The sequence below is a fragment of the Cobetia sp. MM1IDA2H-1 genome (assembly GCF_002916775.2).
Classification (GTDB): Bacteria; Pseudomonadota; Gammaproteobacteria; order Pseudomonadales; family Halomonadaceae; genus Cobetia; species Cobetia marina.
The window spans coordinates 3,701,156-3,717,194 of the sequence record NZ_CM133225.1 but is presented as its reverse complement, the minus strand read 5'-3'; the positions used below and the strand labels follow the sequence as shown (position 1 = coordinate 3,717,194).

The 16,039-nt window shown below is 62.2% G+C and carries 10 protein-coding genes; 9 read left to right on the top strand and 1 reads right to left on the bottom strand.

The window, feature by feature from the left end:
- Nucleotides 1-18: 18 nt before the first annotated feature.
- Nucleotides 19-2,535 carry a penicillin-binding protein 1A gene (locus tag BOH68_RS15570; protein ID WP_077377936.1) on the bottom strand — a complete coding sequence of 839 codons (2,517 nt, stop codon included), beginning with the start codon at nt 2,533-2,535 and terminating at the stop codon, nt 19-21.
- Nucleotides 2,536-2,782: 247 nt separating this feature from the next.
- On the opposite strand from BOH68_RS15570, the gene pilM reads away from it, so the two are divergent.
- The 9 genes from pilM to BOH68_RS15525 all read left to right on the top strand — a co-directional run bounded on the left by pilM (nt 2,783) and on the right by BOH68_RS15525 (nt 16,035).
- Nucleotides 2,783-3,847: a type IV pilus assembly protein PilM gene (pilM, locus tag BOH68_RS15565; protein WP_103751454.1), complete on the top strand. Its 1,065-nt coding sequence runs from the start codon at nt 2,783-2,785 to the stop codon at nt 3,845-3,847.
- Nucleotides 3,844-4,434 carry a PilN domain-containing protein gene (locus tag BOH68_RS15560; RefSeq protein ID WP_077377939.1) on the top strand — a complete coding sequence of 197 codons (591 nt, stop codon included), beginning with the start codon at nt 3,844-3,846 and terminating at the stop codon, nt 4,432-4,434. Before pilM ends, BOH68_RS15560 begins: the two co-directional genes overlap by 4 nt.
- A complete protein-coding gene (locus tag BOH68_RS15555; protein ID WP_077377942.1) occupies nt 4,431-5,063 on the top strand; it encodes a type IV pilus inner membrane component PilO in 633 nt (210 codons plus the stop codon). The genes BOH68_RS15560 and BOH68_RS15555 overlap by 4 nt, the downstream gene beginning before the upstream one ends.
- On the top strand, nt 5,063-5,617 hold the full coding sequence (locus BOH68_RS15550; RefSeq protein WP_170212622.1) for a pilus assembly protein PilP: 555 nt from the start codon (nt 5,063-5,065) through the stop codon (nt 5,615-5,617). Before BOH68_RS15555 ends, BOH68_RS15550 begins: the two co-directional genes overlap by 1 nt.
- Before the next feature lie 140 nt (nt 5,618-5,757).
- A complete protein-coding gene (locus tag BOH68_RS15545) occupies nt 5,758-7,803 on the top strand; it encodes a type IV pilus secretin PilQ (RefSeq protein ID WP_077377948.1) in 2,046 nt (681 codons plus the stop codon).
- A complete protein-coding gene (aroK, locus tag BOH68_RS15540; RefSeq protein ID WP_077377951.1) occupies nt 7,803-8,345 on the top strand; it encodes a shikimate kinase AroK in 543 nt (180 codons plus the stop codon). Before BOH68_RS15545 ends, aroK begins: the two co-directional genes overlap by 1 nt.
- A 71-nt stretch (nt 8,346-8,416) precedes the next feature.
- A complete protein-coding gene (aroB, locus tag BOH68_RS15535; protein WP_077377955.1) occupies nt 8,417-9,523 on the top strand; it encodes a 3-dehydroquinate synthase in 1,107 nt (368 codons plus the stop codon).
- Between the two features lie 567 nt (nt 9,524-10,090).
- A complete protein-coding gene (gene gltB, locus BOH68_RS15530; protein WP_077377958.1) occupies nt 10,091-14,542 on the top strand; it encodes a glutamate synthase large subunit in 4,452 nt (1,483 codons plus the stop codon).
- Between the two features lie 77 nt (nt 14,543-14,619).
- Nucleotides 14,620-16,035, top strand: a complete 1,416-nt coding sequence (locus BOH68_RS15525) for an FAD-dependent oxidoreductase (RefSeq protein WP_077377960.1) — start codon at nt 14,620-14,622, stop codon at nt 16,033-16,035.
- The last annotated feature ends 4 nt before the right edge of the window (nt 16,036-16,039 follow it).

Sequence of the window (16,039 nt, the reverse complement as noted above, 5' to 3'; positions counted from 1 at the left end):
CAGGTGACCTGCTTCAGATCAGAAGATGGCCTCGAAAGTTCCAGTACCTTCTGAGCCGCTCTGTTGCTCCAGCTCCTTGCGGATGGTGCGTTCCTTGTAGGGCGGCAGATTGTCCTTGCGGAACAGCTCGCTGACGCCGCCGGATTGACCACTGTGCAGGCGCTTGCCGGACTCCGGGTCGATGGTCGCGCTCACGATGTCATCGGGGCGCTCCATCCTGGCGGATGGCATGCCCTTGAGGGCGCCACGCATGTAGTCGACCCAGATGGGCAGCGCGGCCTGGGCACCGTACTCGGCGAGGGTGTCATTGGAGTCCTTGCCGACCCAGACGGTAGCGACCAGCTTGCTGTTGAAGCCGGAGAACCAGGCATCACGCTGGTCATTGGTGGTCCCTGTCTTGCCAGCCAGGTCATCGCGACCAAGCGTCAGGGCCCCACGGCCGGTGCCGCGCTTGATGACGTCTTCCATCATGTCACGGATCAGGTACATGGATTCCGGCGAGGCGATGCGCTCGGCCAGCGGATACTGACGGCCATCACGATTGACGGTCACCATGCCCGGCGTGCAGTTGGCGCAGGCGACGGCCGGATGAGCTTCGTAGTCGGTCTCGTCGTCACCGCGCGTGACGGTGTCGATGTACCAGGGTTCGACACGGAAGCCGCCGTTCGAGAGTACGGCGTAGGCACGGGCCATTTCCAGCGGTGTCAGCGAGGCGCTGCCCAGTGCCAGTGACAGACCGTTGGGCAGCTCTTCGCGCTTGAAGCCCACCTTGACGAGGAAGTCGAGCGTCTTCTCGAGACCGACGGTCTGCAGCAGTCGCACGGACACCAGGTTCAGGGAGCGATAGAGACCAACGCGGATCCGGGTCGGACCAGTGAACTTGCCGCCGGCGTTCTCCGGGCGCCATACCTTGTTGCCATCCTGCATGACCACCGGAGCATTGTTGATGATGGTCGCCGGTGACATGCCGCCCTGCTCGAGCCCCGAGAGGTAGATGAACGGCTTGAAGATGGAGCCGGCCTGACGACGTGCCTGTATCGCTCGATTGAACTTGCTGGCGGAATAGCTGAAGCCGCCCTGGAGTGCGAGGATGGCGCCACTTTCCGGGTCCAGTGAAACGATGGCCGACTGGGCATCCGGCAGCTGACCCAGGCGATAGCCATCATCTTCCTTGATGACGCGCACCAGATCGCCGACCTTGGCAATCTCGGCGGCAGAGCCGGGTACACCACCGCGCCAGCGGGAGCTCTTGTACTCGCGCGCCCATTTCAGACCGTCCCAGCCAATCGTGGCCAGGCTGGCGTCTGCCAGCAGGACCTTCATCTGCTTGCCATCATTTTCCACCACGATGGCGGCTTCGAGCGGGCCATAGTCCGGCGTGCGATCCAGCACTTTCAGCCAGTTGGAGACATCGCGGTCGATGCCCTCGATGCGCTTCTCGCTCTTCTGGGCGGCCTGTCTGGCCGTTTCCAGCACTTCGGGAGAGCGAGAGATCTCTTCTTCGAGGCCGGCCTGATCGGTCTGGTCCTGAGCTTCCGCCAGTGACGCCGCGATACCGGATTCCTCCACGCCACGCCAGCCATGGCGGGTGTCATAGTCGATCAGGCCCTTGATCAAGGCATCGCGAGCCTGCGGCTGCAGCTTGCTGTCCAGCGTCGTGGTGATGCGCACATTGTCGGTATATGCCTTGTCACCGAAACGATCGACCGCGAAGCTTCTGGCCATCTCTGCGACGTAGGGCGCCTCGACTTCCGGGCGCGTGTAATGGCGTGCCGCGGTGATCGGTGCCTTGACGGCCTCGTCATAGGCCTGAGGCTCGATATAGCCCAGTTCCTTCATGCGCAGCAGGATCCAGTTGCGACGGATCAGGGCGCGCTGAGGGTTGGTGAGCGGGTTGAAGCTGGAGGGGGCCTTGGGCAGGCCTGCCAGCATGGCCTGCTCGGCCAGGGTCAGTTCATCGAGAGACTTGTCATAGTAGGTGCGTGCCGCAGCCGCGATCCCGTAGGCGCGATGGCCCAGGAAGATCTTGTTGACGTAGAGCTCTAGGATCTCCTGCTTGGAGAGGATCTGCTCCATCTGCAGTGACAGCAGGATTTCGCGAATCTTGCGCGTGAACGTCTGATCCAGCGTCAGCAGGTAGTTGCGCGCGACCTGCATGGTGATGGTGCTGCCGCCCGATTGGATGCTGCCGCTGGAAGCCAGCTGGACGGCGGCACGCGCGAGGCCCTTGGGGTCGATGCCCGGGTGCGAGAAGAAATTGCTGTCCTCGGCCGCGAGCAGGGCGTCCACAAACGTCTCGGGGATCTCGTCGAAGGTGACCGGGATGCGGCGCTGGTCACCGTATTCGCCGATCAGCTTGCCGTCACGGGTGTAGATGCGCAGCGGCGTCTGCAGCTTGGTATCCTGCAATTGGTGAACATCGGGCAGGCCAGGTGCGAAATACAGGGAGGCGCCGACGATGGCCAGCAATCCCGCAGCACACAGTGACAGCAGCAGCCAGAACACTGGCGAAAGTAGTCGTCTCAATAGCTTCATGGGCAAGACAGGGTCCGTGGGTAATGAAAGGCGGGTGGCTGCGGGGGGATTGGCAATTCCATTGCTGGGGCATTATAAGTAGCGGGTCCAGATGCGGCCAGCGTTGAACCCTGTCTTGCGCGTCTGTTGTGTTATTCTGCGAAACATAATGTAACCTCTCAGCAGAAGAGGGTGCCGCGGCGGTGCCGCACGGGAAGCGGCGGCCCGCCAGTCAGACGGGGTCGTCATCAGAGCAGGGGAATGCCAATTGCTGGGACTCAAATCCGCCGGCAAGGGACTGATTGGCGTCGATATCACATCGGCGACCGTCAAGCTCCTGGAGCTGTCCAGACACGGAAATCGATACCAGATCGATAGCTACGCGGTGCGCCCCTTGAAGGAAGGCGCAGTCGTCGAGCGGCGCATCCGCGACATGGATGAAGTCGTGCTGGCGATCAAGCGCGCGGTCGAGCAGGCCCAGCCGCGCTCGCGACGAGCCGTCGTGGCGGTGCCGGCCAGTGCCGCCATCACCAAGACGTTGAGCTTTCCGACCAATCTGGCCGATGACGAGATCGAGCAGCGCATCGCGCTCGAATCCGAGAAGCATTTTCCCTTCCCGCTCAATGACGTGGCGTTCGACTTCCAGCATCTGGGGGTCAATGCCCGCAATCCTGATCAGCAGGATCTGCTGCTGGTGGCCTGCCGCAGCCTGGATGTCGATCAGCTCACCTCCGCGCTCGAGCAGGCCGGTCTTGAGCCGTCAGCGGTCGATGTCGAGACCTTTTCGCTGGAGCGTGCCTTCGGTGAATTGCGCCACCAGCTCCCCCCTACCTACGACAATGAAGAGTGCGTCGCGGTCGTCGATATCGGTGCCACCATGACGGCTTTTCATGTCATCCAGAATGGTCGCATCGTCTACAGCCGGGATGCCGTGTTCGGGGGGCGTCAGCTGACCGACGAGATCATGAACCGTTTCGATCTTTCCAATGACGAAGCGGGTCTGGCCAAGAAGCGCGGTGGTCTGCCGGACACCTATGACAGTGAAGTGCTGGATCCGTTCCGTGACACGCTCGTGCAGCAGATCGCGCGCTCCCTGCAGCTCTATTACACCGCCGGCAAGCGTCGTGAGGTCCAGCGCATTCTGCTGGGAGGAGGGACCGCCGCCATTCCCGGATTACGTGAGTCGCTGGCAGGGCACACCGGACTGGAAGTGATCATGGCCAATCCCTTCACGCACATGAGCGTCAACCCTCGAGTCGACATCCAGGCGCTGGCCGGTGATGCCCCTGCGATGTTGACGGCCTGCGGGCTTGCGATGAGGAAGCGCTCATGACCATCGAGATCAATCTGCTGTCGTGGCGTGAGGAGCGTCGCGAGAAGCGCAGCAAGCGCTTCTTCGGCATTCTGGCGCTGGCCGCCGTGGTGGGGGTGGGAGCCGGGTTTGGCATGAGTGAGTATTACCAGAGCCAGCTCGAGGCGCAGAAGCAGCGGCATGCCTTCATCGAGAAGGAAATGGCGCGACTGAATCGCGATATCAAGGAAGTCGAGGATATCGAGAGTCGGCGTGATCAGATGCTGGCGCAGATCGAGCTGATTCGCAGTCTGCAGTTCTCGCGCCCGGAAACGGTACGTGTCTTCAATCAGCTCGTTGCGACGCTGGTCGAGGGTGCCTGGTACCAGAGCATCAGTCGCAGCGGACGTCAGATCAAGGCCAACGGCATCGCGGAGAATACGCGTCAGGTGTCCGGTCTGATGCGCACGCTTGCGGCATCGGATGTCTTCGGTACGCCGACACTGTCCGACGTACAGAGCAGCGACGATGATCGTCGCAGCTTCAATATCATGATTCCCGAGACACCGACGGCTGTCGCTTCCAGTGCTGCCGATACGAAGGCCGCCAGGCAGGGAGGTCGGAAATGAGTTTCCTCAATGCCGAAGTGCGTCGTCTCAAGTCGACGGACTTCCAGGATCTCGACCTCAAGGAGGCGGGTATCTGGCCCGTCACCTTGCAGGTGGTATTGGTGCTGATCGTCTTTGGTGCCCTGTTCTGGGCGTCCCACTGGTTCCTTGCGGCACCCAAGGCCGAGGATCTTGAGCGCCTGCAGGCCAAGGAACGTCAGCTGCTGAGCCAGTTCGAGACCAAGGCCTTCAAGGCGGCCAATCTGCCCGTGATGCGTGAGCAGATGGCCGAGCTGGAGACGCGCATGGAACAGCTGCTCGAGATGCTCCCGACCGATGCCGAAGTGCCGGCTCTGCTCGATGACATCAGCGAGACGGCCATCAACAACCAGCTGGAGGTGGAATACATTCGCCTCAAGCCGGCCCAGAATCGCGATTTCTACGTCGAGCAGCCCTTCGATATCAAGGTGCGCGGCGATTACCACCGCATTGCCGCCTTCGTGTCTGGGGTCGCCGGGCTTTCGCGTATCGTGACGTTGCATGACTTCGTGCTGACACCGGTCTCGCAGGGTGAAGACCTGGAGTTGTCGCTGCTGGCCAAGACTTACAACTACCGCCAAGGCGCACCGTTGCCATCGGGAGGTAAATGATGAGTCTGACGACACGTCGCAAGCATGTCGTGCTGGGTGGTGCGGTGTTGCTGACACTGCTGGCCGGTTGTGGTGACCCGCAGCTGCCTGCGCTGGAGAGCGAGCTCGAGTCGCTCAGAGGGCGGCCGACGGGGCAGGTCAAGGACCTGCCGCCTCAGCCCGAGTATCATCCCGTGACGTACGACATGGCAGATGCTCGCAGTCCTTTCCAGTCGCGACTGCCGGAGCCGGAGGAGGAGCTCGCCATGGTGGACAATGGCGTGCGGCCGGATTTGGATCGCCCCCGCGAGCCTCTTGAGGCCTGGCCGATGGAGCAGCTCAGCATGGTGGGGACCCTGGATGTGGACGGCAGTCGCTCGGCGTTGATCTTGACGCCGGAGCAGGAGGTGCAGCGTGTGAGTGTCGGCGGACACATGGGGAGCAATTTCGGCCGCATCATTCGCATCGGTGACACTCAGCTGGACCTGGTGGAAATCGTGCCCAACGGTCAGGGCGGTTGGATCGAACGAACCCGCGCCATGGCATTGACTCAACCGGCAGATGCCAGCGGTTAGCGCGTGCTGGCGGCGCTGTCTGCAGAATCGTCACGGAAGATGAGCGGTCGATGACCGACACCATAATGCTTCGACAAGAATAAGGCGCGATCAGCTTCAATGGCTGGGCGGAGCCGCAGCGAGACAGGGGACAAGGGAACATGACGCGATTGCAACGAATGAGTCTGCTGGGGTTGGCGGCTTTCGGCAGCCTGATGGCGAGTGTGGCGCAGGCGGCCTCCACGCTGCAGGATCTGGAATTCACTTCGCTGGGTGGCGATCGGATGGAGCTCAAGCTCGATTTCGCCGGCGGGGTGCCTGAGGTCAAGGGATACCGGATCGAGACACCGCCGCGTATCACCATCGATCTCATGGATACCAGCAGTCAGCTGGACAAGCGCCGCTTCGAGCTCGGCCTCAATGGGGTCGAGGAGCTGGTGGCGCTGGAGGCCGGCTCGCGTACACGCCTGGTCATGAAGCTCAGCCAGACCCGCCCCTATGTGACCCGTACCGAAGGCAATAGCCTCTATGTCATCGTCGGTGAGCAGGGCGGTCCGGTGGCCGCCGCCGCGTCAGGCCAGTCCGCGCAGCCGCAGCAGCAGGGTGGCGGACTGGAAGTCGCGGCGGAGCCTTCCGTCAGTGGTATCGATTTCCGTCGGGGCAGCGAGGGGGAAGGGCGTGTCGTGGTCAACTTCAATCGCGCCAATGTCGAGTCTCGCGTGACCGAGCGTGGCCGCAAGATCTATATCGATCTCAAGGGTGTCGCCCTGCCGCCAGAGCTGAATCAGGTGCTGGATGTCGGTGATTTCGCGACTCCGGTCTCGAGGATCGACCCGCAGCGTACTCGTGATGGTGTGCGCCTGGTGGTGGATGCCAATGGCTACTACACCCAGTTGGCCACCCAGGCCGGCAACGAGCTGGTGCTTGAGGTCAAGCCGCTGACACGGGAGGAGCAGGCGGAGCGGATCAAGGACAAGTTCCCGTACACCGGCAAGAAGATCTCGCTGAACTTCCAGAATATCGAAGTGCGCTCGGTGCTGCAGATCATCGCGGACTTCACTGGGCTCAATCTGGTGGCCAGTGACAACGTCACCGGCAACGTGACCCTGAACCTCAAGGAAGTGCCCTGGGATCAGGCGCTGGACCTGGTGCTCAAGTCGAATGGCCTGGCCAGTCGCCGCATGGGCAACGTGCTGATGGTCGCGCCGGCGGAAGAGCTGGCGGCACTTGAGCGCAAGGAGCTGGAAGCCAATCAGCAGGTCAAGGAGCTGGCGCCCCTGACGACGGAGTACATTCAGGTGCGTTATGCCAAGGCGGCGGACCTGGCGGCATTGCTGCGCGGGGAAGGCGGTATCGGCCTGCTCTCCGAGCGCGGTCGTGTCATGGTGGATGAGCGTACCAACACCATGTTGATCCAGGACACGCGCGACACTCTGGAGTCCATTCGCGGTACCCTCGAGTATCTCGACATTCCGGTGCGTCAGGTCCAGATCGAGGCGCGCATCGTGATCGCGCGCAGCAGCGTGTCGAGTGAAATCGGTGTCAACTGGGGGCTTTCCAACAGCAGCAACGGCAAGTTCGGTCTGGAAGGCGCCTCGACCGGCACGACCAGTGATGGTGGCCTGAGCGTCAATCTGGGTGACGACAGTGATCCGGGCAGCACCTTCAGCTTCGGTTATCTGTCCGGCGACATCCTGCTGGACCTGGAGCTTTCGGCGCTGGAAAGCGAAGGCAAGAGCCAGACCATCTCCCAGCCCAAGATCATCACCGCCAACCAGAAGAAGGCCGTCATTAAGCAGGGTCAAGAAATTCCCTACGAGGAGGCGACCTCCAGCGGCGCGACCAACATCGAGTTCAAGGAGGCGGTGCTGGCGCTGGAGGTCACGCCGCAGATCACCCCGGACAACCGCATCATCATGGATCTGTTGATCAACAATGACGACGTGTCCGATGACAGCTTCAATGGCGAGCCGGCCATCGATACCAATGAAATCGAGACTCAGGTGCTGGTCAATGATGGCGAGACGGTGGTGCTGGGCGGTATTCTGACCTCTGAACAGATACGCAGCGTCTTCAAGACACCTTTCCTGGGGGATCTGCCGGTGATCGGGAATCTCTTCCGCTATACCGAAGAGTCCAACGAGAAGGTAGAATTGCTGGTATTCATTACCCCGAAGATCATCGAGGACGGCCTGGCGGTGCGCTGATGCATGTGATTCCCAACGTATTCCTTGTCGGCCCCATGGGGGCCGGCAAGAGCACTATCGGCCGCCTGCTGGCGGCCGACTTGCATCGTGAATTTTGCGATAGCGACCACGTGATCGAAGATCGCTGCGGTGCCAGCATCCCCTGGATCTTCGATGTCGAGGGCGAGGCAGGCTTTCGCGGGCGCGAGCAGGCCGTGATTGACGAGCTGACCTCGCTGTCCGATGTCGTGATGGCCACCGGTGGTGGTGCCATCATGGCCGAAGCCAACCGGCGTGTGCTGCGAGAGCGCGGCACGGTGGTCTATCTCTATGCTCCGGTCGAGCAGCAGCTCAAGCGTGCCGGACGTGACCGCAATCGTCCTCTGCTCCAGCAGGATGACCCGGGGCGGGTGCTCAAGCGTCTCTTCGAGCTGCGAGACCCTCTCTATCGCGACACCGCGGATATCATCGTGCGTACCGATCGACGCAGCCCGCGTGCGGTCACCAACGAGATCCGGCGCCGGCTCAAGGCATTGTCAGACCCGCTCCACGTGCATGGCTAGACTCCCCTGGGGAGTCTGGCTCTCGCTTACATTCAGGCGCCGTCATTCGTTTCGCCGCAAGGAGAATCATCATGTCCCTGGCTCCCGCTCATCGTCTCGATGTCGCACTTGGCGAGCGTAGTTATCCCATTCACATCGGCCCGGGCCTGACGGCGCGAGGAGACCTCATTCGTGAGCATCTCGCCGGTCGTCAGGTGATGATCGTCACCAACACCGTGGTGGCGCCACTGTATCTGGAGGCGCTCAAGGCATCACTTGGCGATGGTCTGGATATTCGAGAGGTGATTCTCGAGGATGGCGAACAGACCAAGCACATGGCCAGTATCGGTCTGATCTGGGATGCCCTGCTCGAGGCCGGCTTCAATCGTCGTTGCACCTTGATCGCCCTCGGTGGGGGAGTCATCGGCGACATGACCGGTTTTGCCGCCGCCTGTTATCAGCGGGGGGCGGCCTTCATCCAGGTACCGACCACGCTGCTGTCGCAGGTGGATTCCTCGGTGGGGGGCAAGACCGGCGTCAATCATCCGCGCGGCAAGAACATGCTGGGTGCCTTCTGGCAGCCGAGACTGGTGTTGATCGATACCTCAAGCCTCAGGACATTGCCGCAGCGTGAGCTGTCGGCGGGCATGGCCGAGGTCATCAAGTATGGCCTGCTGTGGGATGAAAGCTTCCTGAGCTGGCTGGAAGACAACATGCAGGCCTTGATGGCGCTGGATGAAACCTTGCTCGGAGAGGCCATCCGCCGCAGTTGTGCGATCAAGGCGGATGTCGTGGCGCAGGATGAGACCGAGCAGGGCGTGCGCGCACTGCTCAACCTCGGCCACACCTTCGGGCATGCCATCGAAACGGACCAGGGCTATGGCGTCTGGCTGCACGGTGAAGCCGTCGGCACCGGCATGCTGATGGCCGCTGAGCTTTCGGCGCGCATGGGGTGGCTGTCGAGTGCCGATGTCGAGCGTATCGCCAAGGTAATCGGCAAGGCCGGTCTGCCGCTGCAAGCGCCGGAGGACATGGGGGTCGAGGACTTCCTGCGTCACATGCAGCTGGACAAGAAGAATGTCGATGGTCGTCTGCGTCTGATCCTGCTCGAGCGTATCGGGCGTGCGGTGATTATCGAAGAGGCGCCTGCCGGCCTGCTGGCGGACATGCTGGAGCACTGGCCGCGCAGCAGCCACTGATCCCTCGACCAGCCGTTGGCTGGTGCACGGAATCTGCCGCAGAAGAAAAGCCGTCACCTCTGGGTGGCGGCTTTTCTTTTTGTTGAGCGTCAGTGGGCACTTCAGGTGGACGTGCCCAGGGCGCATGTCCGATACGGGTCGGGTGTGCTGGTGAGTGTGCAGGACAAGTGCATTAGCGGGGCGTGATTCCTGAATTGGTATGCCGTATGCGTAATCGGTATGGGGAGAATTGAATAAAAACGCTGTTTTTTATTCATCCAAGACTAAAGTTGCAAGGCGAAACCCGCGAGGCATGTCTACCCGCTAAGCGCTTGAGCCTACAGGGTTTTTTGGAATGATGTGTCTCTAACCTTCGGTTTTGTCAGGTTTTTTTGCCCGATGGGCGACCTGTGGAGAATTGCGCGGTGGGGAAGCGCGGGGATATGCTCGAGGGAAATCTGGCGTCGTGTTGCGACACTGATGGCGCCACTATCGGCAGGCATAAAAATAAAGATAACCGATAACTATAACCTCGAAAATGCTTGTTGAAAAGCATCTGGACACATGATTTCTCCGTGAGGCATGCCCATGAATAAAGGTCTCCACCAACCGGGAGAGTTCCGCGACAACTGCGGCTTCGGCTTGATCGCCCATATGGAAGGGCAGGCAAGCCATGAGCTGCTGCAGACTGCCATTGAATCCCTGACGTGCATGACTCACCGCGGTGGTATCGCTGCCGACGGCAAGACCGGTGATGGCTGCGGCCTGCTGCTCAAGATGCCGGATGGCTTCATGCGCCAGATCGCCCGAGAGACGCTCGGGCTCGAGCTGGGCGAGCGCTATGCCGTCGGTACGCTCTTCCTGCCGAATGATGACGCGCGTGAACAGGCCGCGCGTGATGCCTTCGAGTCCGCCCTGACGGCACGCAACCTCGAGGTGCTCGGCTGGCGTGACATGCCGGTGGATGACAGCGTGTGCGGCCCGATGGCCCGCGACTGCCTGCCGCGCATTCGTCAGGTCTTCGTTGCAGCTTCCAGTGAACGTACCGATATCGCCTTCAATGTCGACCTGTTCATGGCGCGCAGATACGCCGAGCAGGCGCTGAAGGGCGAAGAGGACTTCTACGTCTGCTCGCTGTCCGGCAAGGTCATCTCCTTCAAGGGTCTGGTGATGCCGGAAGACCTTCCGCGCTTCTACAAGGACCTGGGCGACCCGCGCCTCGAGACCGCGATCTGTGTCTTCCACCAGCGCTTCTCGACCAACACCGCGCCGCGCTGGCCGCTGGCCCAGCCGTTCCGCTTCCTCGCCCACAACGGCGAGATCAACACCATCGAGGCCAACCGTGGCTGGGCAAACGCGCGCAAGGAGAACTTCGTCTCCGAGCAGCTGCCCGAGATCGCCGAGCTGGACGAGATCGTCAACACGGTCGGCTCCGATTCCTCCAGCATGGACAACATGCTGGAAGTGCTGCTGACCGGTGGCATGGATATCTATCGCGCCATCCGCATGATGGTGCCGCCGGCCTGGCAGAACGTCGAGCAGATGGATTCCGACCTGCGGGCCTTCTACGAATACAATTCCATGCACATGGAAGCCTGGGATGGTCCGGCGGGCATCGTGCTCACCGACGGTCGCCACGCCGTGTGCATGCTGGACCGCAACGGTCTGCGTCCGGCGCGTTGGGTCATCACCCGCAATGGCTTCATCACGCTGGCCTCCGAGATCGGTACCTACGATTACAAGCCGGAAGATGTCGTCGCCAAGGGGCGTGTCGGGCCGGGGCAGGTGCTGGGTGTCGATACCGAGACCGGTGAAGTGCTGCACACCGATCAGGTCAGCGAGCGCCTCAAGGGGGCCCATCCCTACAAGCGCTGGTTGCGTGAAAATGCCAATTACCTCGAGTCCGCGCTGACCGAGCTGGCGCGTTTCCAGCCGATGGAAGCGGACACGCTGGACGTCTATCAGAAGATGTTCCAGGTCAGCTTTGAAGAGCGTGATCAGCTGCTGCGCCCGCTGGCCGAGAGCGGTCAGGAGGCGGTTGGCTCCATGGGGGATGACACCCCGATGGCCGTGCTGTCGCGCCAGAACCGCGTACTGACCGACTATTTCCGCCAGAAGTTCGCCCAGGTCACCAATCCGCCGATCGATCCGCTGCGCGAAGCGATCGTGATGTCGCTGGAGACCTGCTGTGGCGCCGAGCTCAACATCTTCGACGCGACGCCGGAACACGCGCATCGTCTGATCCTGACCACGCCGGTGCTGTCACCGCGCAAGTTCAATGCGCTGGTCAATCATGAGGACCCGGCGTTCACCTCCCAGACGCTCAAGCTGCACTATGACCCGAGTCAGGACTCTCTGAAGCAGGCGCTTCAGGGTATCTGTCAGCAGGCCGAGGAAGCGGCGCGCAATGGCAAGGTGATCCTGGTGCTCAGCGATTGCGGGCTCGCCAAGGGGCAATTGCCGATTCACGCGGCGCTGGCGACCGGTGCCATTCACCATCACCTCGGAGCACTGGCACTGCGTCCGCGCGTCAATCTGGTCATCGAGACCGGCTATGCGCGTGATGCACACCAGATGGCAGTGCTGTTCGGGGTGGGCGCCACGGCGGTCTACCCCTACCTTGCCTATCAGGTGATGGCCGACATGCATCGCACCGGCGAGCTGTCCGGCAACCCGGCCGATGCCCGCGAGAACTATCGCAAGGGCATGCAGAAGGGCCTCTACAAGATCCTGTCCAAGATGGGCATCTCGCACATCGGCTCCTACCGTGGTTCGCAGCTGTTCGAGGCCGTAGGGCTCAACAGTGAAGTCATGGACATGTGCTTCACCGGCATGGCCTCGCGCATCGAAGGCGCCGGCTTCGCCGAACTGCAGTTCCAGCAGGAGCTGCTGGCGCGTGAAGCCTGGCTGCCGCGCAAGCGCATCAAGCAGGGCGGTTTGGTCAAGTACGTGCACGGTGGTGAGTACCACGCCTACAACCCTGACGTGGTGATGAAGCTGCAGCAGGCCGTACAGCAGGGGGACTACGGCAAGTGGAAGGAATTCGCGCGCCTGGTCAACGAGCGCCCGGTCGCGACCATTCGCGATCTATTGAGCCTCAAGCCCGTGGCCGAGCCGCTGCAGCTTGAGGAAGTCGAGTCCGTCGAATCACTGCTGCCGCGCTTCGACAGCGCCGGCATGTCACTCGGCGCGCTGTCTCCCGAGGCACATGAGGCGCTGGCGCAGGCCATGAACGAGGCCGGCGGGCGCTCCAACTCCGGTGAGGGCGGTGAAGACCCGGCACGCTACGGCACCGTGCGCTCCTCCAAGATCAAGCAGATCGCGTCCGGGCGTTTCGGTGTCACGCCGGCGTACCTGGTCAATGCCGAGGTACTGCAGATCAAGGTCGCACAGGGCGCCAAGCCCGGTGAGGGCGGTCAGCTGCCGGGCGGCAAGGTCAACGACCTGATCGCACGTCTGCGCTACGCCGTGCCGGGGGTGACACTGATCTCGCCACCGCCGCACCACGACATCTATTCCATCGAGGATCTGGCACAGCTGATCTTTGACCTGAAACAGGTCAATCCGTCAGCGCAGGTCTCGGTCAAGCTGGTCTCCGAGCCCGGCATCGGCACCATCGCCACCGGTGTCGCCAAGGCCTATGCCGACCTGATCACCGTCTCCGGCTACGACGGTGGCACCGCGGCCAGCCCGATCACCTCGATCAAGCATGCCGGTTCCCCGTGGGAGCTGGGGCTGCCCGAGGTGCACCAGGCGCTGCGCATCAATCAGTTGCGTCACAAGATTCGTCTGCAGACGGATGGCGGCCTCAAGACCGGTCTGGATGTGGTCAAGGCGGCGATTCTGGGGGCCGAGAGCTTCGGCTTCGGGACGGCACCGATGGTGGCGCTGGGCTGCAAGTACCTGCGTATCTGTCACCTGAACAACTGTGCCACCGGTGTCGCGACCCAGCACCAGGCGCTGCGTGATGAGCATTTCCGCGGCACCGTCGAGATGGTCAAGCACTACTTCCGCTTCATCGCTGAAGAGGTGCGCGAGCTGATGGCGTTGCTGGGCGTGCGCCAGATCACCGACCTGATCGGTCGTACCGATCTGCTCGAAGTGCTGGAAGGCGAGACCAACGCGCAGCGTCGTCTCGACCTCACGCCGTTGCTGGGCAATGACTTCGTGCCCGAGGACGCGCCGCAGTTCTGCCAGGTCAGCCGCAACGAGCCGCATGACCCCGGCGCCAAGAACCTCGAGATGCTGGCGGCGATGGAGTCGGCGATCGACAGCCGCAGCGGTGGCGAGTTCAGCTTCCATGTCACCAACTGCGATCGCTCCATCGGGGCGCGCGTCTCCGGTGAGATCGCCAAGCGGTATGGTGAGGCAGGACTGGCGGGCTCGCCGCTCAAGGTCAGTCTGACCGGCGTGGCAGGGCAGAGCTTCGGGGTCTGGAATGCGCATGGCCTCGAGATGCATCTGGAAGGCGATGCCAACGATTACGTCGGCAAGGGCATGAATGGCGGCAAGCTGACCATCGTGCCGCCGCGCGGCTCGCGCTTCGAGAGCCACAAGACGGCCATCATCGGCAACACCTGCCTGTATGGGGCGACCGGCGGCAAGTTGTACGCCGCGGGAACTGCCGGCGAGCGCTTCGCGGTGCGCAACTCCGGTGCGCATGCCGTCATCGAAGGGGCGGGCGATCACTGCTGTGAGTACATGACCGGCGGGCTGGTCTGCGTGCTGGGCGAAACCGGCGTCAACTTCGGTGCAGGCATGACCGGCGGCTTCGCCTATGTACTGGACGAGAGTCGAGACTTCGTCGACAAGTACAACCACGAGCTGGTGGAAATCCACCGTATCAATACCGAAGCCATGGAGGCCTATCGTCGCCATCTGCGCGAAGTGATCGAGGAATACGTGGCCGAGACCGGCTCCGAGCGCGGTCGCAACATCCTGCGTGATTTCCCTGACTTCGTGCGTCACTTCTGGTTGGTCAAGCCCAAGGCGGCAAGCCTGGGTGGATTGCTCGATCAGTCCCGGCGTCAGCCGGAGTGACCGCATCCCTCACCCTGGCAAGCCCCGGGTGAGGGCCCGCACCGCGACGGTGCCCGGATTTTGAGAGAGGATTCATCATGGCCAATCAGCTCGCCAACGACTTCCAGTTCATCGATGTGGGTCGTCAGGACCCGCAGAAGAAAGATGCTCGCGTGCGTGCCCGCGAGTTCAACGAGATATACGCCGAGTTCAAGCCGATGGAAGCGGCCAGTCAGGCGCATCGCTGCCTGGGTTGCGGTAACCCCTACTGCGAGTGGAAGTGTCCGGTACACAACTACATCCCCAACTGGCTGAAGCTGGTCTCCGAGGGCAACATCCTCGAGGCTGCGGAGCTTTCGCACCAGACCAACTCGCTGCCCGAAGTCTGTGGGCGCGTCTGCCCGCAGGATCGTCTCTGTGAAGGCGACTGCACCCTGAATGATGGCTTCGGTGCCGTCACCATCGGTTCTGTCGAGAAGTACATCACCGACACCGCCTTCGCGATGGGCTGGCGTCCCGACATGTCCAAGGTCAGCTGGACGGACAAGCGCGTCGCCATCATCGGTGCCGGCCCGGCGGGTCTGGGAGCCGCCGATATCCTGGTGCGCAACGGTGTGCGTCCGGTGATCTATGATCGCCATCCGGAAATCGGCGGTCTGCTGACCTTCGGTATCCCGGAGTTCAAGCTCGAGAAGGGCGTGATGACGCGCCGCCGCGAGATCTTCGAAGAGATGGGCATGGAGTTCCGTCTCAATGTCGAGGTCGGTCGTGATGTGACCTTTGATGCGCTGCTCGAGGAATACGATGCCGTCTTCCTGGGCATGGGTACCTACAACGCCATGAGTGGCGGCTTCCCGGGCGAGGATCTGCCGGGCGTGCACAAGGCGCTCGACTTCCTGATCGCCAACGTCAATCACTGTCTGGGCTTCGAGAAGGACCCGGCGGATTACGTCTCCATGGAAGGCAAGAAGGTCGTGGTGCTCGGCGGCGGTGATACCGCGATGGACTGCAACCGCACCTCCATCCGCCAGGGCGCGGAAAGCGTGACTTGCGCCTACCGTCGTGATGAGGCCAACATGCCGGGCTCACGTCGCGAGGTGACCAATGCCCGCGAAGAGGGCGTCGATTTCCTCTTCAACCGTCAGCCGGTGGCGGTGGTCGGTGAGGGCAAGGTCGAGGGCGTCAAGGTCGTGCGTACCCGCATGGGTGAACCGGACGCCAACGGGCGCCAGCGCCCGGAAGTGGTGCCGGGTTCCGAAGAGATCCTGCCGGCGGATGCCGTCATCGTCGCCTTCGGCTTCCAGGCCAGTCCTGCACCGTGGTTCACCGATTTCGATATCGGGGTCGATGAGCGTGGGCGCATCGCGACCAGTGCCGAGCGACTCGCCTTCCAGACCACCAATCCCAAGGTGTTCGCCGGTGGTGACATGGTGCGCGGTTCCGATCTGGTGGTGACCGCCATTGATGAAGGTCGCCGGGCCGCAGAAGGGATTCTCGATTTCCTGGAAGTGTAAGGAG

Coding starts and splice junctions, on each gene's coding strand:
- BOH68_RS15525 (WP_077377960.1), top strand. CDS start 14,620: ATGGCCAATCAGCTCGCCAACGACTTCCAGTTCATCGATGTGGGTCGT.
- aroB (WP_077377955.1), top strand. CDS start 8,417: ATGTCCCTGGCTCCCGCTCATCGTCTCGATGTCGCACTTGGCGAGCGT.
- BOH68_RS15545 (WP_077377948.1), top strand. CDS start 5,758: ATGACGCGATTGCAACGAATGAGTCTGCTGGGGTTGGCGGCTTTCGGC.
- BOH68_RS15550 (WP_170212622.1), top strand. CDS start 5,063: ATGAGTCTGACGACACGTCGCAAGCATGTCGTGCTGGGTGGTGCGGTG.
- BOH68_RS15555 (WP_077377942.1), top strand. CDS start 4,431: ATGAGTTTCCTCAATGCCGAAGTGCGTCGTCTCAAGTCGACGGACTTC.
- aroK (WP_077377951.1), top strand. CDS start 7,803: ATGCATGTGATTCCCAACGTATTCCTTGTCGGCCCCATGGGGGCCGGC.
- BOH68_RS15560 (WP_077377939.1), top strand. CDS start 3,844: ATGACCATCGAGATCAATCTGCTGTCGTGGCGTGAGGAGCGTCGCGAG.
- gltB (WP_077377958.1), top strand. CDS start 10,091: ATGAATAAAGGTCTCCACCAACCGGGAGAGTTCCGCGACAACTGCGGC.
- BOH68_RS15570 (WP_077377936.1), bottom strand. CDS start 2,535: ATGAAGCTATTGAGACGACTACTTTCGCCAGTGTTCTGGCTGCTGCTG.